Source organism: Larkinella sp., assembly GCF_965227735.1.
Taxonomy (GTDB): Bacteria; Bacteroidota; Bacteroidia; order Cytophagales; family Spirosomataceae; genus Larkinella.
Genome location: NZ_OZ245776.1, coordinates 5,508,461 through 5,530,906, shown reverse-complemented (window position 1 = coordinate 5,530,906; position 22,446 = coordinate 5,508,461). Strand labels below are relative to the sequence as shown.

The following is a 22,446-nucleotide window of genomic DNA, read 5'->3' as shown; positions in this document are numbered from 1 at the left end:
GACCAATTTTGTAACCCCCGGTTTCAACCGGGGTGGAGATAAGCGGGAAGGGTCTAAAATCCCGTAGGGATGACCGATTAGAATATTAATCCCCTGATCCTCAATACACAAACGTCCCAACTTCGCTCTGCACCGTCACGCGTTTTCCTTCGAATGCTTCAACACGACCGATAATCCGGCCTTCGATACCAAACTGCCCGGCAATGTCAATCACCCGCTGGGCGTTCGCTTCGGACAGATAGATTTCCAGCCGGTGGCCCATGTTGAACACCTTGTACATTTCCTGCCAATCCGTGCCGCTTTCCTGCTGAATCAACGCAAACAAAGGCGGTATCGGAAAGAGATTATCCTTTATAACATGCAGATTATCAATGAAATGCAACACTTTGGTCTGCGCTCCCCCGCTGCAATGCACCATACCGTGAATCTGCGGACGCAGTTCATCCAGCAGCGCTTTCGCAACGGGCGCGTACGTCCGCGTTGGCGACAGAATCAATTGTCCAACGTTCAGTCCGGTCGCATCCACCGGGTCGGTTAACTGCTTCGAACCGCTATAGACCAGACTCCGGTCTACGGCCGGGTCGAAACTTTCGGCGTATTTGTCGGCCAGATAATGCCCCAGCACATCGTGCCGCGCGGAGGTCAGGCCGTTGCTGCCCATGCCGCCGTTGTAGGTTTTTTCGTAGGTCGCCTGCCCGAACGACGCCAGGCCGACCACCACATCCCCGGCCTGAATCCGGTCATTGCTAATCACTTCGTCCCGGCGCATCCGGGCAATCACCGTGCTGTCGACAATGATCGTTCTGACCAGATCGCCCACATCGGCGGTTTCGCCCCCGGTGCTGGAAATGTCGATGCCGTGTTGCCGCAACATCGCCAGCACCTCTTCGGTCCCGTCGATGATTTCGGCAATGACTTCGCCCGGAATGCGGTTTTTGTTTCGTCCAATGGTCGACGACAACAGCATCGGACCGGTGGACCCCACGCAAATCAGGTCGTCGGTATTCATCACAATGGCGTCCTGCGCAATGCCCCGCCAGACCGACAGATCACCGGTTTCTTTCCAGTAGAGATACGCCAGCGACGACTTTGTTCCGGCGCCATCGGCGTGCATGATGGTACAATAGTCCGGGTCGCCCGCCAGCGCATCGGGAACAATTTTGCAGAACGCTTTGGGAAAGAGTCCTTTATCCAGTTTGGCAATAGCGTTGTGAACGTCTTCTTTGGAAGCCGAAACACCCCGCTGCGCGTAACGATCAGTTGGTTGGTTCATATCTATCAAACCCCTGACAGCGCCGGGCCGTCGCTACGGTCGAAGACCCTGTCAGCGGGGCAATTAAGTTTCACCCTGACAGGGTCTCCGACCGTAGCGACGGCCCGGCGCTGTCAGGGTGGGTTATTTTAAAACTTCGACGGTATTCAGTTCCGGGCCACCGCCGTGGTTGGCCGATCCGGCCAGAATGTAAATGTGATTTTTATAGACCACCGCCTGCGTACCGTGCCGTCCTTCGTTCAGTTTCGGGCCCGACGTCCAGCGGTTGGTTTTTGGATCGAGAATTTCGGCTTCATTGTGCGATAGCAACTGTTCGCTTTCGCCCCCAATCACCCACACCTTGTTGTCTTTCGTCACCGCCGTGCTGCCCGCCCGCAGCGTCGGGAAGTTGCTTTCCGACGGAAGCGTTTCCCATTTGCCGGTTTTGAAATCATAGACATCCACTTCCGGCATGGTCGTATCGATCACATGGCCGGTTTTGGCCGACGAGCGACGTCCACCCGCCAGGTACATTTTATTGCCTACCACGGCGGCACTGATGTGATCACGCGAGCGGGGCGCGTCGGCCAGTTGTTTCCAGGTGTTCGTTTTCGGATCGTATTCGTCCAGGCGGGAAACATGGCCGTCAAAATGGCCGTCGATGATGCCGCAAACCATGTAAATCTTGTCGTTATACACCACCACGCCGGCCGATCCGCGCAACTGGTCTTTCGGAATTTCCGGACCCTTGCGCCAGACGCCGGTTTTGGGGCTGTAAATATAAATGTTCGGAATGGGCGTTTCGTGCGGGTATTTTCCCTCGAACGCTCCCATCACATATACTTCGCCTTTGTAATTAATGGCCTGAAAGTGATTCATTTCCACCGGTGGTGTCGGCAGTTTTTTCCACATCAGGGTCTTGAGGTTCAACGCTTCCAGCGGTTTCATGCCGCGACCGCCGATGGCATACAGACTATCGCCAACGAGAGCCGCTGCGTTTTCATGACGCTTTTCGCACTCGTTTTTATACTTGACCTGCTCCCAGGTTTGGGCGCTTGCCCAGGTAGAACCGAAAAGAGCCAGAACTGAAAAGGCAAGGCGTTTTTTGTTCATAACAATATGGGTTTTTGGTTTACAGTTTTCGGTTTTCGGTTAGCTGACGCATTCTTGTTCCTACGATAGCCAGCATGCGTCAGCCACCGTAAACTGAAAACTGTAAACCGTAAACTAGTTATCCTCTTCATACACAATCCCCGCTTCGGCCCGTACGGCATCCAGCAAACCGATCAGGTTCAGGCTATCGTCGAGCGACCACAACGGACTTTCGGTTTTCTTCTGGCGCAAACAGTCCGAAACATGCTCGGCTTCATAATCGTAGCCCCAGGTGGTTCGGGCAAAAGTAAACGTCTGCGGCTCCCCATCTGTGGGTTGATGCACAACCGAATCCCCCTCGTGAAACCGACCGGGTAAATACAGATTTCCGGTTTCGCCATACAGCACCGCGTCGGTTTCGGTTTTCGACACCACCGTACTGTTCAAAACCGCCAGTTGATTGTCGGCGTAGGTCAACACCATGCCGCATTGTTCATCGACCCCCGTTGACCCAAAAACCGCTGTGGCTTTAATCGTTTGGGGCATTCCCAGAAATGCGTACGACAAAAATAACGGATAAATCCCAATGTCCATCAGCGAACCACCGCCCAACGCCTTGTTGTACATCCGTTTTTCGGGAACGACGGGCGCAATAAACCCAAAATCCGCCCGCAATCCCTTCACCCGCCCAATTGCCTGATTTTCGGCCAGTTCCCGGGCTTTCTGCACCGACGGCATAAACCGGCTCCAGAGCGCTTCCATCAGAAACACCTGTTTCGACCGCGCCGTTTCGACCATCTGCCGAACCTGACCGGCATTCATAGCAAACGGTTTTTCGCACAAAACCGCAATGCCTGCATTCAGGCACAGCATTGTGTTTTCGAAGTGGTGATTGTGCGTCGTGGCGATGTAGACCACGTCCAGCCCCTCACAGGTCAGCAGGTCTTCGTAGGAACCATAAGCGTGTTTGGCACCATATTGGGCCGCAAACGCATCGGCCCGTTCCTGACTGGTGGAGGCCACCGCGAGCAGTTCAACATCCGGGACGGTTTGGAGATCCTGAACAAATTTATGGGCAATTCGGCCCAGGCCGAGAACGCCCCAACGAATCACGGCCATATGCAGGGCAATTGAAACATTTTGGGAACAACTGTAGACCAAATGTACGGCATCAGGGGTTATAGACAAGAAGCCATCGTATTTTTGCCTATGACTTTCTTTAAAATCAGCCTTCTATTCGGCCTGTTTTTACCCCTAACGGGCCACACTCAAGTGGTTACGCCAGACACCCTGAAAACGGCCGCGCCCGTCGACTCGGTCGCTTCGGATTCTACCGCCCGCCTGAAAAAAGAGGAAGAAGCCAAGGCCGCCCCCGTCGCAGCCAGCGACCCCACGGGTTTTCACTACAAAATTACGGCCGACGGCACCGTGACCGCCGGGAACGTCAACCGGGCGTTGATTCAGGTTGGTGGCGCGTTCGACTGGGCGGTGAGTCAGCTTTTCCGGTTTGCCAGCAACCCGTCTTTTGCCTACGGACGCCAGAACCAGCAGTTGAATGAACGGGAAATTCTGGCTGATTTCCGCACGACTTACCTCCACGAACGCAAGTTTTATTACCTCGGTTTTGGGGCCGTCGAAATCAGTAACCTCCGCAAAATCCACCAGCGGCTCACCGGCGGAGCGGGCGTTGGCTACAAATTGCTCAGTCGCAAGAATGCTTACCTGTCGGTTACCAATGTGCTGTTGTACGAATACACAGATTTCATCACCAACTCCGCCGAGGTGCAGGATGTCAACGTCTTGCGAAATTCTACGCGGATCTTTGGGGAATACCAGTGGGATCAGGGCCGGTATTCGATTACGCACACGGTTTTCATGCAACCGGCCCTCAACCAGCCCAACCTCCGCTGGAACGGCAGTCTGGCTTTCCAGATTCGGCTGACCTCACTCATTGGCGTGCGAACAGCGATTCAGAATTCGTATGAAAGTGTCGTAGCCGCAGGTCGAAAAAACAACGATTTCCGGTGGACAACGGGCCTGGTTCTGGAGGTAAAATGACCGGTATTGTTGGTAACCAGCCGCAAACCGATTATCTTTTCCACTTTCGTGAACTCACCCACACTATACGTAACAGCCCCCACAGGCCCATTTGCATGACTATGAACCAATCCTACACGGACTACCTGCAGCACACGTCGGCTTCGGCCCGGCCTTTTCCGGCTGCCAGTCTGGAAGTGTTTTTGCTCGACCAGGCTCAGGATCGTCAACACCGGCGTGAAGTAGACAGGCTAAACGAATTCGCCGAGGTTTTTGACTGGAAACTGACCCGCGACTACGGGAAAGCGCTCAACGACGGCTATACGCTCATCGTTTCAAATGCGGCCCGGTCGATTTTGTGGGTTAGCCACCGGTTTTTAGCCATGACGGGTTACACCCCCGCGGAAGTCATTGGGCGTTCACCCCGGTTTTTGCAGGGACCGAATACGGACCCCGCCCGAATCCGCCAGTTATCATTAGACCTGGAGCTGGCCCAAAACGGTCAGCGTACGCAACCCATTTTCCAACAGCTTGTCAATTACCGGAAAGGCGGGTCAACGTATCTCTGCGACATTGAAATTGACCCGATCTGGAACAAACGAGGGGAACTGACCCATTACATTGCCGTGGAAAAAGAAGTGTAACGGACGGGATAAAACCGCTTATTTAACCTCAAAAACCGCCTTTCCTACCCCCGGTCGGCCATCGGTCGACGCGCCTTCGGCCACCACCCGAACCGGAGTGCGGGCGTCGGAAGCAAAGAAAGTAATCTGCGCTTTTCCGTCGTCCCCGGTTTGAATCATCGGAGCCCAGTGCAGGGTCGACCGGAAATCCGGCCGGACATGCTCGGGTTTGGCTTCGTCGTAGCGCGGGGCATAAAACGCCCGAACGGCCCGATAGCCCGGCACCACCGCCACCAGCGTTCCGGGCGACTTGTCCTTGGTATAATCATAATCCGGTGATCCGCGTTTGGTATACACCGCAATCGCGCCACCACTCGCCCGACTGCCGAAGATCGTGGCCGAAGCACCTTTCAGCACGTCGATAGACTCCACATCATATACCGACACCGTCAGGATGCTTTCTTTGGAAACCGGCATGCCGTCGATGAGAAACAGCGGTTCGACCACCCCCGCAAAATTGGCGGCACCGCGAATCTGAACGGTTGGATTCATGGCACTGCCCGACACGTTGACGCCCGCAACCCGCCCCCGCAGCATATCCAAAACCGTCATGGCTCCACCCGTCATGGTTTGATCCACTTTGATGGTATTGCTGGCCTGGCCGTAAATTTTCCGGGAGTCCGTGGGGGCTTCCCGTTTTTTACGAACCGTTACTTCTTTCAGTAAAATCTCCCGATTTCGCCGGATTTGGGCTTCAATTTCCTGGTATTGCTTGACGTGTTTCAGATAATCGGCCAGCTCATCCCGCTGGAAAACGAGGGGATTGTACGGTATTTTCGTCAGCTTTACCGTCGGCTTGATGAGGTTGTCGAGCTGAATTTCCAGATTTCGGTTGTTCTTGCCCATCACCGCCTGAATCATCACCCGCGTCGAATCCTGAAACGACAGGCCGTGTACGCCGAAACGACCGTTTTCGTCCGCTTCGCCCGACAGAATGTCGCGCGTACTATCGGGCTGCATCACCAGCACGGTCAACGTGACTTTGCCGGGCGTTTTCTGATTGGGCCGAACCACCCGGCCCGACAGCGACAGCCCCTGTTCAATCGGATACTGCGGAGCCGGATAGGTTTCCTGCAACACCTCTTTCCAGACAAACCGACGCCAGCCCTGCGTCATCATCAGCACATCCAGATCCGGCAAACGCTCTTTGTTCGCGGGATCGAAATAATAACCGGGTTGCTCCACGCTGCCTTTCAGGTCGGAGTTGAGCAGCAGGTGCGACACCAGATCGGCGGCATACGGCTCTTTGTCCAGCACCTGACCGGCATCGGTGGCCGCCAGCGAAAGGTTGGCTCGGGCCGGTTTTCCCGACTCGTCCGTTACGGAAACATTCAACTCCACTTTCTCGCGCGGACTGAACGTGGGTTTAGACGGTTTCACCTGAATGGTCAGGCGGTTATTTTTTTCGATAAAAATGAGTCGTTCACAAACCGGCTGGTTGGCTTCGTCGAACAAGGTCAACTGCGAAATGCCTTCCGGAAACAACTGCCGGGGAATTTGGACCACGACGGCTTTTTTCGTGACCTCCCCCTGCGCTGCCTGAACGGCTTTCCCCCGCGATTGTGCAATCACGGTAAATCGCCCCTGAACGCTGGCCGGTTTGTTGTTTCGGACGTAGATGCGCACATTTTCGCGGTTGGTGATGTTATCGACCACCATCATGTAGCCTTCCGGCCGGGCGGCTGGCAATGGATACTGATGCGTACTGCCATCGCCGAGTTTAACAAAAGCCGTATAGGTCTGGCCGGTTTCCGGTTTGATCGAAAAATAGCCCATGCCCAGGTGTTTCGTCAAAAAACCGGTGACGGTATCACCCGCCGAACTCAGCACAAAACCGGACGTTTCCAGCCCTTTTCCCGCCGGGCTCACCGTTTTGAAAGCTACGCGTCCCTCGATTCCGTTCACCAGTTGCCCACCTTCCGGAAAAAACTGCACATCCGGTTGCCGCGCACCCGGCGAAGTGGTCATGGCCTGAACGGGTCCGACGTCGGTTCGCAGCAGTGTCAGCGGTTTGCTGAAAAAATACTCTTCCGGAAAATTCCGCATCCAGCCCGTGTAGGCCCGCAACAGGTACGCGCCCGACGCCAGGGAGTCGCCCAGGACAATATCACCGGTGGCATATCCGTTTTCTGCTTTTAAAATTCGGTGAACCACCACTTTCTGGCTCTCGATTTGCAGCAGATCCACATACAGAACCTTGCTGACGGAATCGGCCAGGTGCGACGGCCCATCGAACAAATAGCCTTTCAGCCAGATCGTTTCGCCAACGGTATAATACGGTTTGTCGGTCTGAACGTAAACTTTTTCTTTCGGGTAGGCCGTATTGAACGCCTGTAACCGTTCGACCAGGTAGACCGGAAAGGTGTCATCGGCCAAACTGAATGCCAGTAAAACCGATGCGGCTACAAACCATCCGAAACGTCGAAACGAAGCACTTAGTAGATTCATTTAGTAGTTTTTCGAAATAATGTGGTAAAAAAACAAATACTCGCTCATAAATTAGCAATCTTAACGGCCACTAACCCTAAATAATGACACAGCCCATTCTTAAAACCGCGCTTGTTGTTGGAGCGACCGGCCTGGTTGGAAATGCATTGACCCATCGCCTGCTGGATTCTTCAGCCTACGAAAAAGTTAAAGTGCTGGTCCGGCATTCGTTAGGGTGGCAACACCCCCGTTTACAGGAAATCCAGTATGATTTTGACCATCCGAACGGTTTACTGGTGCAGGCCGACGACGTTTTTTGCTGCCTCGGCACCACCATGAAAAAAGCGGGGTCCAAAGATGCCTTTCGAAAAATTGATTGCAAATATCCATTAGACGTTGCACAACGCGCTTTGGTCAACCGGGCGAAGCAATTTTTTTTAGTTTCTTCGATGGGAGCCAATCCTGATTCGTCGATTTTCTACAACCGTGTTAAAGGCGAACTGGAACGTGACCTGACCGCCCTGAACTATCCGGCCCTGTTTATTTTCCGGCCTTCCCTCCTGCTCGGCGACCGCCATGAATTCCGGTTGGGCGAACGCATTGGGGAAGGATTGATGAAGTTGCTCAATCCGCTGATTCCCGCCAAATACAAAGGCATCCGGGTGGAAAGCGTGGCCAACGCCATGTTTCAAAAAGCCCAGGAAGGACTGACCGGGAAGCACATCATCGAATCGGATCAGTTGCAGAATTTCTAACCTATGTATGCTCCTTCCCTGATCCAGTACGGCCAGCCCAAGCCGCTGCCGGAACCCCGTATACTCCGCGCCGGACCGCTGACGATGCAGTATGAACACGGTTTTCTGCGGTACATTCGCCTGGGCAACCACGAAGTTCTCCGTCTGATTTACCACGCCATCCGCGACCCCAACTGGGCCACGGCCCCGATGGTGATTGAAAGTGAAACCATTGACCAAGAGGCCGATTCGTTTCGCATTCGGTATACCAGCGTGTGCCGGAACGAAACCGTCCACCTGCGCTGGCAATGCGAAATCATCGGCGAACCGGACGGAACGATCCAATTCAACATCGATGGCGAAGCCCTCGCCGACTTCCAGCGCAATCGCGCCGGTTTCTGCATTTTACATCCCATTCCGGAATGTGCCGGCCAGCCCTGTACCCTCACGCACCCCGACGGCAGCCAGACCGTCGCTCCGTTCCCGGAAGGCATCAGCCCCCACCAGCCTTTTCTGAACATCCGGGAAATGCAGTGGCCGGTTTCCGACAACAGCTCGGCGGTTTTGTGGTTCGTGGGCGATGTTTTCGAAACCGAAGACCAGCGCAACTGGACCGATGCTTCTTACAAAACGTACTGTACGCCCCTTTCGCGTGCGTTTCCGGTGCTGCTTCAAACTGGTGACACCATCCAGCAGTCGGTTGAACTCCGTCTGGTCGGTTCATTTGCCAGCCCGTTGAATGTGAAATCCGATCCCTCAGAAACCGCTATTACATTTGATTCCGAAACGCTTCCGCTGCCCACCATCGGGCTGGGTGCCAACCTCGAAGTGCTGACGGATTCGGTGGTGCATCTGCTCAAAGAAGCCTGCTTCCATCACCTGCGCGTCGAGGTTAACTTCCAGCACTCCGATTGGCAGGGAACCTTCCGGAAAGCCGTCGACGATGCGGTTTTGCTGAATGTAAAGCTCGAATTGGTTTTGATTTTCAACCAGCTGGCAAATTATGAACTGTACAGTTTTCTGAAAGAACCGGTCGATCCGGCGCTGGTTTATTCCGTAACGATTCTCAGTAACTTTGCCAAATCAACCCCGGCGACGCTGCTGCATGAAGTAACGTCGCCGATTCGTCAGGCTTTTCCCAATGCGCAGATCGGAGCCGGAACGAATGCTTTTTTTGTGGCCATCAACCGGCAAACGCCACCGCTCGAAACCGTCGATTTTCTCAGCTACGCCATCAGTCCGCAGGCCCACGCGGTCGATAATCTGACGCTGATGGAAAATACCACAGCCCAACCCGACACCGTCCGGGATGCCCGGCACTGGACGCCGAACGTTCACGTTTCGCCCGTCACGCTGCGACCGCGTTTTAATCCCGACGCAACGGGCAACGACACCGATCCGGCAAACAATCAGATGCCTTTTTCGACCGATGCCCGGCAAATGTCGCTGTTCGGGGCCGCCTGGACGCTGGCTAGTTTGAAGGGTTTGATTCAGGCCGGCGCCCATTCCGTTACCTATTACGAAACCGTGGGTGAAGAGGGAATTGTGCAGGGCGATTTTGCATCGGCTTATCCCAACCAGTTCGCTGCCGAAGCCGGTATGGTTTTTCCGCTGTACTGGATCTTTCGATTCGTGAACGGTTTTCGGGCAGGCAGGGTGCTGCCGACCACCAGCAGCCAGCCGTTCAAGGTCGAAGCCCTGTGTCTGCAAAAGGACGACAAAGCGGTTTTGATCCTGGCCAATCTGACCGATGAACCGCAAATGGTTTCTGCGCCGATTCCCCGGACAGTCAGGATGCGGACGCTGGACGAATCCTCATTCGGGAAAGCCTGTTTTTCGCCGGAAGCCTTTTGGGAGGAATCGGGCGAGAGTCTCAGTCCTGATCATGAATTATTGCGGATTGAATTAAAACCGTACGCAACGGTTTTCGCGGAATGGGAAACCAGGGCAGTATAATGTTCAGCCCACGGTTTGAACCGTGGGTTTGGAGAAAATGAAGATGTTTTGGCAACCGTTTTAACGGTTTATCAAAACGCATTTACAATTTCCGCCAGCGAAACGCCCAGCCATTGCCGGGCCATTTTGTCCAGCTGCGGCTCATCACCCTGGATGTGCAGCGTCGTGTGCGTGTGCGTCAGGCGGCCACCGGGCGCGAGGGCGGCAGCGGGTGAAGAGCTTTCCAGTTCGTAGAATTTTCCCATCTGCGGCTGACCCGGTTTCATCGGCCCGTCGTTGTAGGCGTTGGCCACATCGCCCGCAAACGGCTCTTTCTGAATTTCCCAGGCCGAATTGACGTAATCACGATGAGACGGATCGTAGGTAAACGTGACCAGCGTGAGGGTTTGGGAACCGGGATCGTAGCTGCCCAGCCGGTTTTTGACGCGGGCGGGCGGCACCCCGATTTTACCGCGCGCATTGGCATCCGCCTTGAAGAAAGCCACGCTGTCGTTCACCACCAGCCGCGATGCCGGTATTTTACCAAAATAACTGTCGTTGATGGCCTGCCCCGGGCCGGGTTGAAACGGCACCACAATCGTGGCTTCCGGCGATGCGTTGAACATGCCCAGAATCCAGATCGACAACAGCCCTTTTTCTTTCGTCCACGGCTCTTTGCCGGTATTGGTCAGAGTGTTGACGGATTCGACCCCCACGATCTTCAGCGAGTCGTTTAAATACGCATCCGTCGCCCCCAAAACCTGGCTGATCTGCTCCGCGCGCAACAGCCGGACTTCACGTTCTACGCCGACACTAAACTTTGTCCCGGAATAATTCGTCAGTTCAAAGGCTTTCGTAAACCGGGCCGAACGCGCATCTTTCGACGCCAGCACGAACGGTTCAGAGTCGATGGCTGCGGGCGTTTGCCAGTCGTCGCCGGTAAATTTTGCACCCGGTTTGAAGTAAATGGCAAATTGTCCACCCTCCGGCCCCAGCCAAAAACGGTCTTCTCCACCGAACGCATTCATGTGCGGCAGTAATTTCCCCGACTGAATCAGCTCGCGATTGATCCAGCCGTAGCTCGTTTCGCCATCGGCGGTGCTGGTCATGATCCGGCCCTGATACGCCGGACAGATGAGAACCTGGGATTTACCGTCTTGCAAGGTCACTAAATCGGGGTGGTATTGCCGGAGAAAGGCTGCGTCGGAAGCAAACATACGGGTTTGGGTGGTATCGGTTGGGGACGTTTTTTCTTCGCTGGAAGAGGTGGATTGGCAGGACAGCGCGCCCGCCAGGCAGGGCAAAACTACCCAAAGACTCACTTTTTTCATTATTTGGCTTAGGATTTGTCAGAATTTTCCGAAATTAACCACTTCTTATTCACTTCCCGAAAACCTCATTTAATCTTTCTCCGAACATGACCTTCGAGGCAACCATTCGCCCGGCTGATTATCAGGATGTTGGAACGCTTTACCGTTTCATTTGCGAACTGGAAGAAACCCAACTCAATGCGGTGGCGTTTCGGGCGGTATTTCAACGGAACCTGACCGACAAACGGGTGCATTATTTAGTCGCGGAAGTCAACGAAGATATTGTTGGGTTCATTAGCTGCCACGTGCAATACCTGCTGCATCATACCGGTAAAGTGGGCGAAATTCAGGAGTTGTACGTGATGCCGGAATACCGAAACCAGCAGATTGGCCGCCAACTCGTTGCCGCGATGGAACAACTCGCTGAGGCTCACGGTTTTGTCAATCTCGAAGTGACGGCCAACCAGAAACGGACGCATACGCACCGGTTTTACCAGCAACTGACGTTCCAGCCCTCGCATTTCAAGTTTGTGAAGGAGTTTCAGTAGCAATTACCCGCGCTTCGAAAAATAGTCATTCACGTCTTTGTAGCCTTCTTTCACCGTTTTGGTGCGGGTCGAAATGCGGTATTGGCTGAACAAGTCGCCGTATTCCCGGGCGGCTTTTTGCCCGGCAGCATCATTGTCGAAGTAAAAACAGACCTCGAACCGCCGGAAGAGTTTCATCCATTCCCGTTTGAACATCGTCGCGCTGCCCAGACTAACGGCGGGCATGCCTTCCTGCATCAGCGTCATGCAGTCCAGCGCGCCTTCGGTGACGTACAATGTCTGCCCGGTTTTGATCAGGTCGGTAACATCTGCACTGAACAACTCGACCGGAACACCACTCAAAAACTGATACCGGGATACGGTTTCGGACGGATTTCCAATCACCCGACCCTGCAAATAAACGATGCGGTTCTTCCGGTAATAGGGAATGATGATGGGATGCCGGTAAAAAATCAGGTTGCCTTTCTCGTTGAATAACCCGCATTCCTGCAAATCCGGCAAATGATACGTTCTCCGTAAATGTGCCTGAGCCGCCTGATAATCATTGACAACAAACAGGCGAAATTTCCGCAAGGTGGTTTCTGAAAACCCGCGACTGATTAAATACTGCCAGGCTTCCTCACGCACCGCATTGGCCGGTTGCGACGCACAAATCCGTTGGAAATCCTCATAAATCGTGCTGTGCAGCGGTTGGTAAACGTAGGCATTCGTATCAGCCGGTAAGGTCATTTTCGTCGGTTTTGCGGAAACCGGTGCCTGTATTTTATTCAGATGGCCTTTCCTGTAAAGCTCCGGCCGGTAATCGGGCAGGTAATTGAACGCCAGTTCGTGCATGGCCGCCGTATATTCCAGGTTGGCGACTCCGGCGTAGAAGTTGATGACGTCACCGTGTTTGCCGCATCCGAAGCAGTGGTACGAGTTGGTCTGAGGATAGATGACCAGCGACGGCGTTTTTTCGGCATGAAACGGACACACGATCTTGCGGTTTTCGTGCAGTTCATACCCCAAATCCGTTACAACACGGACGATGTCGATGGTTCGGGTTTGCGTAAGCAGATCCATTTAGTAACCGTTTGGCTCTGCATGTTAACAAAAAAACCGGACATCGAAGCAGGTGCTTCGATGTCCGGTTTTTTTATAGGGTACTAAAAGCTGACACCTGTCAGGTCTTATCTCAAAAAATCAATTCAGAAAACTCAACCGCAGTTCAGCCAGTTGGTTACGGATCGAGGCATCGATCTGGCGGTCGCCAATCCGGAGAATATACCCGCCGATCAGTTTCGGATCAATGGCTTCTTCGAGTTCGATTTGCTTTCCGGTTTCCTTGGCAACGACATCGATAAACTGCTTCCGAATTTCCTCCGTCAGCGGTATCGTCGTTGTCACCTGAATCTTCTGGATGCCTTTCAACTCGTTGTACTGCCGGACGAATTCGGAAGCGATGCTATCCATAATTCCTTCCCGGTTTTTCTTCGAAATGATGTTGAAAATGGTAAATGACAGGGGATCGACGCGGTTTTCAAAGATCGCCCGCAAAACGTTTAGTTTCTTCTCATGACGCAAAATCGGGCTTTTCAAGGCCAGCATCAGGTCGCGGTTTTTACGAACCACGTCGCTGAAAAACAACATATCTTTGTAAACCTCTTCGACCTTCTGCTTCTCTTTCGCGAGGTCGATCAGCGATTTAGCGTATCGGAATGCTACTGTAGACTCTGCCATTTTAATTTAGTCGTGCTTCGGCAACCAGACTTTTAACGAGTTCTTCCTGTGATTTTTTATCGCTCAATTCCTTTTTCAGAATTTTTTCGGCGATATCGAGTGACAAATTGATCACTTCGCGTTTCACTTCGGCAACCATCGTCTGACGTTCGGTCTGCAACTCTTCGCGGGCTTTCAGAATGATGCGATTGCCTTCTTCCGTTGCCTTGTCGCGTGATTCAGCAATAACGCGGTCGGCGGTTTCTTTGGCTCCCCGCAGAATAGCATCCCGTTCGGCGCGGGCTTCGGCCAGCAGCTTCTGGTTGTCGGCCTGCAGTTTCGCCATTTCGATCCGGGTTTTTTCGGCCATATCCAGGGCTTTCTGAATATCGTCTTCCCGTTCTTTCAGGCTCTCCGTGATCGGTGCCCAGGCAAATTTTGATAAAATGAAGTACAGCAGTCCAAAAACGACCACCATCCAGAATAGCAACCCAATATCGGGAATGAGCAGATCCATTGACGTACGAAATTAGGATATATAACTACGTTAAATTTCTTTTTTGATTGAAATCAGCCCGTCGGCTGACTAATTCATACCGACGGGCTTTTTCCAGTTTTGTGAGTCGTATGCCAACGCCTAATGCAATCAGCAACTCGAAATGCGTCTTCCTGGTTAGCCCAGTGAGATCAGCAGACAGATAACGGCTGCGAACAGAGCCACGGCCTCGATCAAGGCAGCGATGATCAACATCGCGGTCTGAATCCGACCGGCAGCTTCCGGTTGGCGGGCGATCCCTTCCATCGCCGAACCACCAATACGGCCAATACCCAGACCTGCACCGATAGCGGCCAGACCTGCGCCAATGGCGGCACCCATTACTGCGAAGCTACCCGTAGCTTCCAGAAGAATAGAGAGCAACATTGCAAACATGCTCGATAAATTGATTTATGGTTAAACAAAAAAATACAAACTAAAAACTCAATGCCCGTGATCGGCTTCGTGATGGTCTTCAATCGCGCTACCAATGTACATCGACGTGAGCAGGGTAAAAATGAACGCTTGCAGGAACGCAACCAGTAATTCGATCAGGTTCATGAAGAGCGAGAAAACGATAATTAGCGGGCTAACCCCCCAGCCCATGCCGGAACCGCCGAGGTCATTGGCAATGAAAATCAGACCTAACAGACTCAGAATGATGATGTGACCCGCCGTGATGTTGGCAAACAACCGCACCATCAACGAGAACGGTTTCATGAAAACACCCACAATTTCGACCGGAATCATGATCGGCAACAGCGCCACCGGCACGCCGGTCGGCTTGAAAAGGTGAGCCCAGTAATGCTTGTTTCCGCTCAGGTTGACGATCAGGAAGGTGATTACGGCCAGCGTCATCGTAATGGCGATGTTGCCGGTCAGGTTGGCACCACCCGGTAACAGGCCAAGCAGGTTATTGAACAGAATAAAGAAAAACAGCGTCAGCAGGAAGGGCAGGTATTTGGCGTATTTTGGGCCGATGTTCGGTTTGGCAATCTCGTCGCGAACAAACAGAATAACCGGTTCCAGAAATGACTGCAAGCCTTTGGGCGCTTTTCCCCGGTTTTTCTCATAGCCTTTCCGAACGGAGAAAAATACAAGTAAAAGCAGAGCCGCACTCAACAAAAGAGACGCCACGTTTTTCGTGATGGAAAAATCGTAGACCTTAATCGTCTTGTCAGCCTCGCCATTGGCTCCGGCGCGGTAAATCTTGTTGTGTTCTTTTACGTAGCCGTTGTAGTTGGATTCGTGGGCGAAATGCGATGACGAAAACACGTCCAGACCCTTGTCCTGCGTATACAGAATAACCGGCAAAGGCAGCGTCAGCCCGTGCGCAAATTCCCAACCGTGGTCGTCTTTAATGTGGTGCATGATCATATCGCCCACATTAAATTTTTTCTTTTCCCCGGTTGCGCCGTGGTCGTTATGCTCGTCGTGCTGTGCCGTAACGGCGGCCAACGTGCTCAAAAACAATACAATACTTAAAAATGCTTTACGAATCAGGAAACGAGACATATGAAGTAAATGGTATATATCACAAACCGCGTCGCAAGTTACGACTCAAAATGTAGATTTCAAAGGCTGTATAAAATATATATAGTGCAAGAAAGTCCAGGATGAACAGTTTCACACCATCGACACCGCGCCACAAAAAGAACCCGACAAAAACAAGGCACAGAATCAGCCGGGCCACGATGGTCGCCATGTAAAACGGGATGAATTTTTCGCGATTATTCTGAAAACCAACCTCCATCAACCGATGAATCAGGAAGGAGATGCTTAGAAAAAAAATCAGCATGAACTTCCAGTACGGATGTAACCAGCCTTTGGCTCCGTACTGTTCGGCTACAAAAAATACAATTGCAAGCAGGGCGGTGGCCCCAAGACTTGGGAGCATATTCAGGGTTGTTTGGGTAAACTGCGGATAAACAGGTACAACGATGAGCCAATGGCAACCAGCGACAGCACCAGCGTCCAGATGGGTTTCTGGTTGCCCTGCCACTCGTCCAGTTTGAGGCCGCCCCAAACGCCCAGACCAATCGTGGCCAGCATCTGAAAACCGATCGCGGAGTATTGCACGAACGAGCTGGTCTTGCGGGTAACCTTCCGGAATGGCTTTTCCGGATCGTCGGAATGGGATTTATCGGGTTCCATACGTCAGGTCTTCGGATTTGGTGTCAGTTATTTCGTATTTTTGTAGGCGTGGCACACTTTTCGATACGGATTTTGCGTCGACGTCGTTACTCAGTAGTGTTGGTTCTGCGAAGGTAGAAAGCCTTCCGCCGGTTACCAAGTATCTCACCATTTTCCATGCAAGGCGGGTTTTTCAACCGATATTCCATTTATCCTTCTGTAGCTGACGGGTTCCGGCCTTCTTTGCTGTGGGTTGTCCTGGCGGTTTGGGTCAGTGGCTGTTCGCAATACAGCCAGAAAAAGCTTCCGGTGGCCTACCACAACCTGAACGCACGCTACAATGCGTACCTCATCGCGCGCGACCGGCTTCGGGAAGTGGAACGCTATCAACAGAAAACCTACCAGGAAAATTACAACCAGCCGCTTCCCATTCTGTTGCCGCTCGATTCCACCAAACTGGAACCCGTGAAGGCGCAACTGGACGACGCCATCAAGAAAGCGTCGCTGGTGGCCGAACGCCACCAAAACAGCAAGTGGCTGGATAACAGCTATATTTTGTTGGGAACCGCCCGTCTGTATCGCCAGGATTACGGCAATGCGATGGAGGTTTTTAAATACGTGAATACGAAAGGCGAAAGCGAGGATGAAAAGCACGAAGCGTTGATTCTCCTGATGCGGACTTACGTCGAAATTGCGGATTATGCTAACGGTTTAAGTGTGGCGGAATACCTTCGTGTTCAGCCGCTTAACAAAGTCAATACGCGGAATTATTATTTAACGAAAGCGTATCTGCACCAGAAAAAACAGGAATATGCCGTGTCAGCGGCTTTGCTGGATGCCACGTTTCCGTTCCTGAAAAAGGGCGAAACCACGGCCCGCTTGCACCTCATTGCGGGTCAGCTCTATGATTTAACCGGCAAATCAGACAAAGCCGTTGCCCATTATCGCTCGGTGTTGCGAAACCGCCCCACCTACGAGCAGTCGTTTTATGCCACGATTTATTCCATTCAGGGCGGCCGAACCAGCAGCGAACGGTTTAGCCGGATGCTGAACGACCGGAAAAATACCGACCTGAAAGATAAGATTTATTACACGATGGGTTTGCTGGAAGCCCGGAACGAACGGTATCCGAAAGCCATCGAATACTGGAAAAAATCCATCAGGGAGACCACGACCAACACCCTCCAGATTCCGTATACCTACCAGGAAATGGGGAAACTGTATTTTGAAAAATTACTGGATTTTCCCACCGCCAAGGCTTATTACGACAGTGCGCTGGCGCTGCTGCCTCAGCAATCGGCCGACTACAAACTGCTGGCCGGACGAAAAGTGTTTCTCGATGAATTCGTGGCCCAGCAGCAAACCATTCTGACGGAAGATAGCCTGCAAAAACTGGCGCAGATGAACCCGGCGGCCCTCGACCGTCATTTGGACGAAGCCATCGACCGCAAGCTGAAACAGCAGCAGGCGTTGCTCAAGCAGGCGCAGGAAATTGCCGCTCAGGCGTCGAATCGCCCCGCCACCTCGTCCGACATTCCGGCCGACCAGCGGTGGCTTCTGTACAATCCCATCATGATTACGCAGGGAAAAACCGAGTTCACGCAGAAATGGGGAACCCGGCAACTGGAAGACAACTGGCGCCGGAGCCAGAAAGAATCGACGGCCCAACTGGCCACGACTGACTCGGCTCCCCAAAGCGGTTCGGCTCTGAATGCAACGGGTTCCGACGGTTCTGCTCCGGCTACCCTGACGGCGGAAGAGCGGAAAGCCCAGAAGGACGCGCTGTATGCCACCATCCCGTTTAGTCCGGAAGCTCTGGCCCAATCGAACCAGCGGCTCGAAGACGCGTATTACCGACTGGGAAAATTGTATAAATTTCAGTTCAATCAGCCGGACAAAGCCATTCCGACCTTCGAAACCCTATTGACCCGTTATCCGAACACGTCCGTGAAACCGGAAGTTTATTACCTGCTGATGGTTTCGAACGACCAGTTGAACCGACCTTCGGCCTGGAAAGACAAACTGCTGACCGAATTCCCGACGTCATCGTATGCCCGGCAGGTCGGAAAAACCGGCGCGAATGGTGCCCCCACGGCGACCGGCGAAACCGAAGCCCAGCGCGTTTATACGGAAATCTACGGACTGTATAAAGCCAACAATTTGAGTGAAGCCCTCAGCCGGGCCGAAACCGCCCTGGGTGCGTTGACCGGCAGTTTGATTGAAGACAAGATGGCCGTTTTGCGCGTCATTCTGATTGGTAAAGTGCGTGGTGTGGAGCCTTACCGCCAGGCTTTGATTGAGTTCATCCGCGATTATCCAACCAGTTCATTGCTTCCGAAAGTGCGAGAAATGCAGGTAGCTGCCGAGCAGCAGACGGCCAAGCGAAAGTAACGTTTTTGGTTAAAATGTGTACATTTGACAAAAGCGGAAGTATATCCCAGTATCAAGTTTAATCCCTGATTCCCCTATGTTTGAGTTACAACCGGGTTTGTATCGACGCCTGATTGCAAGACTCTGGAAATTGACCCTGGCCGGCGTTGTCCTGCTTATTCTGTATATCGTTGCGGTTAGTTTCAATTTCCTGTGGCTGTTTGGCGGAATGCCCAGTCTGAAAGCACTCGAAAACCCGCAGAGTTACCTGGCATCGGAAATTTATACCGAAGACGGTGTTCTGCTCAGCAAATATTACCTCGAAAACCGGACGCCCATCGAAATTTCCCAGGTTTCGCCCAACGTCATTTCGGCCCTTCTGGCAACGGAAGATGCGCGGTTTGTGAAGCATTCCGGAATCGACGCCCGCAGTATTTTCCGGGCGATCAACGGCGTTCTGACGGGCCGGAGCAGTTCGGGTGGGGGTAGTACGCTTACCCAGCAGGTGGCCAAAAACCTGTTTGAAACCCGGACTGAAAAATTCCGGGGCGTCTTCGGCAGCATTCCCTACGTGCGCGTCATCATCGACAAAACCAAGGAGTGGATTCTGGCGGTGCGGCTCGAACGCAACTATACCAAACAGGAAATTCTGATGATGTACCTCAACACGGTATCGTTTGGGAATAACACGTTTGGTATTAAAACAGCCGCCAAGACGTATTTTAACAAGGAACCCTGGCAACTGAACGTCGAGGAGGCAGCCATGCTGGTCGGGATGCTCCAGAATCCATCGCGGTTTAACCCCCGGCTGTATGAAGACCGTTCGCTCTTACGGCGCAACGTAGTGCTTTTTCAGATGCGGAAATACGGTTTTCTGTCCGACGACCAGTTTGCACTTTACAAACAGAAACCGATCAAGCTCGATTTCAACATCGAAAATCAGAATACCGGGCGGGCGGCTTATTTCCGATCCGTTATTAAAAGTGATATTCAGAAGTGGCTGGATGAATACAACGAAGCCCACCCGGACGATGAACTGGATCTGGAAACCAGCGGTCTGAAAATCCGGACGACCATCGACTCCCGCTTGCAAAAAGCCGCCGAGGAATCGGTTTACGAACACATGCGCGAACAGCAGCGGAAGTTCTACGAACACTGGCGGGGCCGGAATCCGTGGACTCAGAAAATCGGCGGGAAATACCGCGAAATACCGGGTTTCATCGAGCAGGTCGCCAAGCGAACGCCCCGGTATATTGCACTGAAACGCGAATACGGCGATGACGAAAAAGCGATCTGGGCCGAAATGCGGAAACCGGTGAAGATGAAAGTATTCGTGTATGGCGGTCGGCGGAACGAAAAAGACACCGTGATGAGCCCGCTCGATTCGATCAAATACTACAAGCGGTTTCTGAACGTCGGTTTCATGTCGATGGACCCGCGCAACGGCCACGTGAAAGCCTGGGTCGGCGGGATCAACTTCAAATATTTCAAATTCGACCACGTTAAACAGGCCAAACGGCAGCCGGGTTCAACCTTCAAACCGTTTGTGTACCTGACGGCCATCGATAAAAACTTCCTGACGCCCTGCGACCGCGTAACTGATCAGCCCGTTCGCTTTGAACCGCAGGAAGACAACAACGGTCCCCGAGCCTGGGTACCCCACAATTCAAACGGCAAATGGAGCTATCAGCAACTGTCGCTGCGGCAGGCGCTGGGTCGTTCGGTGAACTCGGTCAGTGCATACCTGATCAAACAGGCGAAATCGGCGTCGGTGGTTGAGTATGCCCACAAACTGGGTATTGAAAGCAAACTGACCGAAAACCCAACGTTGTGTCTGGGAACGAGCGATGTATCGGTCTACGAAATGGTGGCTGCGTATTGCACCTTTGCCAATGCCGGATATCGGGTGAAACCGCTGACGGTTCTGGAGATCCGCGATAAAAATGGCAATCTGCTAAAGAGCTTTTTTGCCGAGAATAAACTGGTGATCAACGCCAATACGGCCTACCAGATGCTTTACCTGATGCGCGGTGCGGTGGAAGATGGCGATGGAACGTCACAACGGCTCCGGACACAGTACAAACTACTGGAAGGCGGCAACGAAATTGCGGCCAAAACCGGTACGACTTCCAGCTATTCCGATGGCTGGTTCATGGGCATGACGCAGAATCTGGTGTCGGGCTTGTGGGTGGGTGGTGATGACCGCAGCATTCACTTCCGCGACATGGCATTGGGACAGGGCGCGCGGGTGGCTATGCCGGCCTGGGGCATGTACATGCAGAAGGTCTACGCAGACCCCACGTTGCGACGTTCCTATCCCAAGGTGCCGTTCCGAAAGCCCGACGGTTTCAACCTGTCGCTGGATTGTGGCGGTTACGCCATCGACTCCAGCCAGCGGTACATTGCGCCCAAAGTCGTCGAGTCGGAAGAGGAAGAAATTCTGAATTAATGTGTGAGACAAAAGAGGTGAGAGGAAAGACCATAGACTGCTCAATCCGCTCCTAATTTAGTCTATTGTCTCACCTCTAGCCTCTTTTATCTAGTCATGAAAATCCTGCTGGCTCCTGATAAATTTAAAGGTTCGCTAACCGCCCGCCAAGTGTGTGACGCCATGACGGAAGGCATTCGGCTCGCTCATCCCGACGCTGAAATCGTGGCGTTGCCGATGGCCGATGGCGGAGAAGGAACCGCCGAAGTGCTGACACAGGCCACCGGAGGGCAGTGGATTACGGTTCCGGCTCTTGATCCGGTCGACCGACCCATTCAGGCTTCTTACGGGATTTCCTCCGACCAGCAAACGGCTTTCATTGAAATGTCCCAGGCTTCGGGTTTGCGGCTGCTCCACCGAAATGAACTGAATCCGCTGAAAGCAAGCACATTCGGCACTGGGCAGCTCATTCTGGATGCCATTAGCCGGGGCGTTACGCACCTGGTGCTCGGCATCGGTGGCAGTGCTACCAACGACGCCGGTATCGGTATGGCAGCCGCTCTGGGGTGGCAGTTCCTGGATGCGCAGGGCGAACCCATTTCTCCCTGCGGTGGTAATCTGGAGCATATTGCCCAGCTTGTTCCGCCGGTTTTGCCCTTGAATCTTTCCGTAGAAGTCGCCTGCGACGTGACGAATCCGCTGTTTGGACCCAACGGAGCGGCTTATGTGTACGGCCCCCAAAAAGGTGCGTCGGCTGAGGATGTGGAGAAACTGGATCAGGGATTACGGCATCTGGCACGTCGGATTCAGGCGCAATTTGGCGTCGATTTAGCCGACACCCCGGGGGCCGGAGCCGCGGGTGGACTGGGGGCCGGGGCATTGTTTTTTCTAAAGGCTACACTGAAAGAGGGTGTGAAAGTGGTCATGGAGCAGACCCGCTTTACGGAACACCTGCCGGGTACGGATCTGGTGCTGACCGGCGAAGGCAAGATCGACAACCAGACCTTGCAGGGAAAGCTCATCAACGGCATTGCGCAGGAAGCCAAAAAATTCGCCGTACCGACTGTTGCCCTCTGCGGAACGCTGGAAGCCAAACCGCAGGAGTTGATGGTATTAGGACTAACAGCCGCCTTCTCGGTTTTGACCCATCCCCAAACGCTCGACGAAGCGTTATCCGGTGCCTACGATGCCGTCCGACAGACAACTTTTAATGTTCTTCGTTTGTTTAATGGGAACGCGGTCGGATCGCCGGGCGATTGAACGG

20 protein-coding genes are annotated in these 22,446 nt (G+C 53.2%); 8 read left to right on the top strand and 12 right to left on the bottom strand.

Features of this window, described 5'->3' with window-relative positions; genetic code table 11:
• Positions 1 to 100: 100 nt before the first annotated feature.
• The 3 genes from ACO064_RS21650 to ACO064_RS21640 form a co-directional block, all read right to left on the bottom strand.
• Positions 101 to 1,273: an AIR synthase related protein gene (locus ACO064_RS21650; RefSeq protein ID WP_421829306.1), complete on the bottom strand. Its 1,173-nt coding sequence runs from the start codon at positions 1,271 to 1,273 to the stop codon at positions 101 to 103.
• A 123-nt stretch (positions 1,274 to 1,396) separates the two neighbouring features.
• A complete protein-coding gene (locus ACO064_RS21645; RefSeq protein ID WP_421829305.1) occupies positions 1,397 to 2,365 on the bottom strand; it encodes a Kelch repeat-containing protein in 969 nt (322 codons plus the stop codon).
• A gap of 114 nt (positions 2,366 to 2,479) precedes the next feature.
• Positions 2,480 to 3,463 carry a Gfo/Idh/MocA family protein gene (locus ACO064_RS21640; protein WP_421829304.1) on the bottom strand — a complete coding sequence of 328 codons (984 nt, stop codon included), beginning with the start codon at positions 3,461 to 3,463 and terminating at the stop codon, positions 2,480 to 2,482.
• 90 nt (positions 3,464 to 3,553) lie between these two features.
• Between ACO064_RS21640 and ACO064_RS21635 the strand changes: the two genes are divergently transcribed.
• Together ACO064_RS21635 and ACO064_RS21630 are read left to right on the top strand one after the other, a co-directional pair.
• Entirely contained in the window at positions 3,554 to 4,402 is an 849-nt protein-coding gene (locus ACO064_RS21635) for a DUF481 domain-containing protein (protein ID WP_421829303.1), read from the top strand.
• 101 nt (positions 4,403 to 4,503) lie between these two features.
• Positions 4,504 to 5,025: a PAS domain-containing protein gene (locus tag ACO064_RS21630; RefSeq protein WP_421829302.1), complete on the top strand. Its 522-nt coding sequence runs from the start codon at positions 4,504 to 4,506 to the stop codon at positions 5,023 to 5,025.
• 18 nt (positions 5,026 to 5,043) lie between these two features.
• On the opposite strand, the gene ACO064_RS21625 is transcribed toward ACO064_RS21630, so the two are convergent.
• Positions 5,044 to 7,512, bottom strand: a complete 2,469-nt coding sequence (locus tag ACO064_RS21625) for a TonB-dependent receptor plug domain-containing protein (protein ID WP_421829301.1) — start codon at positions 7,510 to 7,512, stop codon at positions 5,044 to 5,046.
• 83 nt (positions 7,513 to 7,595) lie between these two features.
• Here ACO064_RS21625 and ACO064_RS21620 point away from each other — a divergent pair, with 83 nt between their 5' ends.
• A complete protein-coding gene (locus tag ACO064_RS21620; protein WP_421829300.1) occupies positions 7,596 to 8,246 on the top strand; it encodes an oxidoreductase in 651 nt (216 codons plus the stop codon).
• 3 nt (positions 8,247 to 8,249) lie between these two features.
• The gene (locus ACO064_RS21615; RefSeq protein WP_421829299.1) at positions 8,250 to 10,181 is read left to right on the top strand and encodes a hypothetical protein; all 1,932 of its coding nucleotides are present in this window, start codon (positions 8,250 to 8,252) and stop codon (positions 10,179 to 10,181) included.
• Between the two features lie 71 nt (positions 10,182 to 10,252).
• On the opposite strand, the gene ACO064_RS21610 is transcribed toward ACO064_RS21615, so the two are convergent.
• A complete protein-coding gene (locus tag ACO064_RS21610; RefSeq protein ID WP_421829298.1) occupies positions 10,253 to 11,491 on the bottom strand; it encodes a DUF6786 family protein in 1,239 nt (412 codons plus the stop codon).
• Positions 11,492 to 11,577: 86 nt separating this feature from the next.
• Here ACO064_RS21610 and ACO064_RS21605 point away from each other — a divergent pair, with 86 nt between their 5' ends.
• Positions 11,578 to 12,018, top strand: coding sequence for a GNAT family N-acetyltransferase (locus ACO064_RS21605; RefSeq protein ID WP_421829297.1), 441 nt, complete (start codon positions 11,578 to 11,580; stop codon positions 12,016 to 12,018).
• Positions 12,019 to 12,021: 3 nt separating this feature from the next.
• Here ACO064_RS21605 and ACO064_RS21600 read toward each other — a convergent pair whose 3' ends face one another.
• The 7 genes from ACO064_RS21600 to ACO064_RS21570 form a co-directional block, all read right to left on the bottom strand.
• Positions 12,022 to 13,080, bottom strand: coding sequence for a CHC2 zinc finger domain-containing protein (locus ACO064_RS21600; RefSeq protein WP_421829296.1), 1,059 nt, complete (start codon positions 13,078 to 13,080; stop codon positions 12,022 to 12,024).
• Between the two features lie 120 nt (positions 13,081 to 13,200).
• Positions 13,201 to 13,737, bottom strand: a complete 537-nt coding sequence (atpH, locus tag ACO064_RS21595; RefSeq protein ID WP_421829295.1) for an ATP synthase F1 subunit delta — start codon at positions 13,735 to 13,737, stop codon at positions 13,201 to 13,203.
• A 1-nt stretch (position 13,738) separates the two neighbouring features.
• Positions 13,739 to 14,233, bottom strand: coding sequence for a F0F1 ATP synthase subunit B (atpF, locus tag ACO064_RS21590; protein WP_421829294.1), 495 nt, complete (start codon positions 14,231 to 14,233; stop codon positions 13,739 to 13,741).
• Positions 14,234 to 14,389: 156 nt separating this feature from the next.
• Positions 14,390 to 14,647, bottom strand: a complete 258-nt coding sequence (atpE, locus tag ACO064_RS21585; RefSeq protein WP_114404108.1) for an ATP synthase F0 subunit C — start codon at positions 14,645 to 14,647, stop codon at positions 14,390 to 14,392.
• 48 nt (positions 14,648 to 14,695) lie between these two features.
• Positions 14,696 to 15,766 carry a F0F1 ATP synthase subunit A gene (gene atpB, locus ACO064_RS21580; RefSeq protein ID WP_421829293.1) on the bottom strand — a complete coding sequence of 357 codons (1,071 nt, stop codon included), beginning with the start codon at positions 15,764 to 15,766 and terminating at the stop codon, positions 14,696 to 14,698.
• Positions 15,767 to 15,785: 19 nt separating this feature from the next.
• A complete protein-coding gene (locus ACO064_RS21575) occupies positions 15,786 to 16,148 on the bottom strand; it encodes a hypothetical protein (protein ID WP_421829292.1) in 363 nt (120 codons plus the stop codon).
• Positions 16,149 to 16,150: 2 nt separating this feature from the next.
• On the bottom strand, positions 16,151 to 16,405 hold the full coding sequence (locus tag ACO064_RS21570) for an AtpZ/AtpI family protein (RefSeq protein WP_421829291.1): 255 nt from the start codon (positions 16,403 to 16,405) through the stop codon (positions 16,151 to 16,153).
• A gap of 222 nt (positions 16,406 to 16,627) precedes the next feature.
• On the opposite strand from ACO064_RS21570, the gene ACO064_RS21565 reads away from it, so the two are divergent.
• The 3 genes from ACO064_RS21565 (at position 16,628) to ACO064_RS21555 (ending at position 22,442) form a co-directional block, all read left to right on the top strand.
• Positions 16,628 to 18,775 carry a tetratricopeptide repeat protein gene (locus tag ACO064_RS21565; protein WP_421829290.1) on the top strand — a complete coding sequence of 716 codons (2,148 nt, stop codon included), beginning with the start codon at positions 16,628 to 16,630 and terminating at the stop codon, positions 18,773 to 18,775.
• 76 nt (positions 18,776 to 18,851) lie between these two features.
• Complete coding sequence (locus ACO064_RS21560; RefSeq protein WP_421829289.1) at positions 18,852 to 21,203, top strand: penicillin-binding protein 1A; 2,352 nt, start codon at positions 18,852 to 18,854, stop codon at positions 21,201 to 21,203.
• Between the two features lie 96 nt (positions 21,204 to 21,299).
• Positions 21,300 to 22,442, top strand: coding sequence for a glycerate kinase (locus tag ACO064_RS21555; protein WP_421829288.1), 1,143 nt, complete (start codon positions 21,300 to 21,302; stop codon positions 22,440 to 22,442).
• Positions 22,443 to 22,446 lie beyond the last annotated feature (4 nt).

What these genes read in the sequence shown, in the direction of transcription:
- ACO064_RS21650 (WP_421829306.1), bottom strand. Translation starts at nt 1,273, where the DNA reads ATGAACCAACCAACTGATCGTTACGCGCAGCGGGGTGTTTCGGCTTCC.
- ACO064_RS21645 (WP_421829305.1), bottom strand. Translation starts at nt 2,365, where the DNA reads ATGAACAAAAAACGCCTTGCCTTTTCAGTTCTGGCTCTTTTCGGTTCT.
- ACO064_RS21640 (WP_421829304.1), bottom strand. Translation starts at nt 3,463, where the DNA reads ATGGCCGTGATTCGTTGGGGCGTTCTCGGCCTGGGCCGAATTGCCCAT.
- ACO064_RS21635 (WP_421829303.1), top strand. Translation starts at nt 3,554, where the DNA reads ATGACTTTCTTTAAAATCAGCCTTCTATTCGGCCTGTTTTTACCCCTA.
- ACO064_RS21630 (WP_421829302.1), top strand. Translation starts at nt 4,504, where the DNA reads ATGAACCAATCCTACACGGACTACCTGCAGCACACGTCGGCTTCGGCC.
- ACO064_RS21625 (WP_421829301.1), bottom strand. Translation starts at nt 7,512, where the DNA reads ATGAATCTACTAAGTGCTTCGTTTCGACGTTTCGGATGGTTTGTAGCC.
- ACO064_RS21620 (WP_421829300.1), top strand. Translation starts at nt 7,596, where the DNA reads ATGACACAGCCCATTCTTAAAACCGCGCTTGTTGTTGGAGCGACCGGC.
- ACO064_RS21615 (WP_421829299.1), top strand. Translation starts at nt 8,250, where the DNA reads ATGTATGCTCCTTCCCTGATCCAGTACGGCCAGCCCAAGCCGCTGCCG.
- ACO064_RS21610 (WP_421829298.1), bottom strand. Translation starts at nt 11,491, where the DNA reads ATGAAAAAAGTGAGTCTTTGGGTAGTTTTGCCCTGCCTGGCGGGCGCG.
- ACO064_RS21605 (WP_421829297.1), top strand. Translation starts at nt 11,578, where the DNA reads ATGACCTTCGAGGCAACCATTCGCCCGGCTGATTATCAGGATGTTGGA.
- ACO064_RS21600 (WP_421829296.1), bottom strand. Translation starts at nt 13,080, where the DNA reads ATGGATCTGCTTACGCAAACCCGAACCATCGACATCGTCCGTGTTGTA.
- atpH (WP_421829295.1), bottom strand. Translation starts at nt 13,737, where the DNA reads ATGGCAGAGTCTACAGTAGCATTCCGATACGCTAAATCGCTGATCGAC.
- atpF (WP_421829294.1), bottom strand. Translation starts at nt 14,233, where the DNA reads ATGGATCTGCTCATTCCCGATATTGGGTTGCTATTCTGGATGGTGGTC.
- atpE (WP_114404108.1), bottom strand. Translation starts at nt 14,647, where the DNA reads ATGTTTGCAATGTTGCTCTCTATTCTTCTGGAAGCTACGGGTAGCTTC.
- atpB (WP_421829293.1), bottom strand. Translation starts at nt 15,766, where the DNA reads ATGTCTCGTTTCCTGATTCGTAAAGCATTTTTAAGTATTGTATTGTTT.
- ACO064_RS21575 (WP_421829292.1), bottom strand. Translation starts at nt 16,148, where the DNA reads ATGCTCCCAAGTCTTGGGGCCACCGCCCTGCTTGCAATTGTATTTTTT.
- ACO064_RS21570 (WP_421829291.1), bottom strand. Translation starts at nt 16,405, where the DNA reads ATGGAACCCGATAAATCCCATTCCGACGATCCGGAAAAGCCATTCCGG.
- ACO064_RS21560 (WP_421829289.1), top strand. Translation starts at nt 18,852, where the DNA reads ATGTTTGAGTTACAACCGGGTTTGTATCGACGCCTGATTGCAAGACTC.
- ACO064_RS21555 (WP_421829288.1), top strand. Translation starts at nt 21,300, where the DNA reads ATGAAAATCCTGCTGGCTCCTGATAAATTTAAAGGTTCGCTAACCGCC.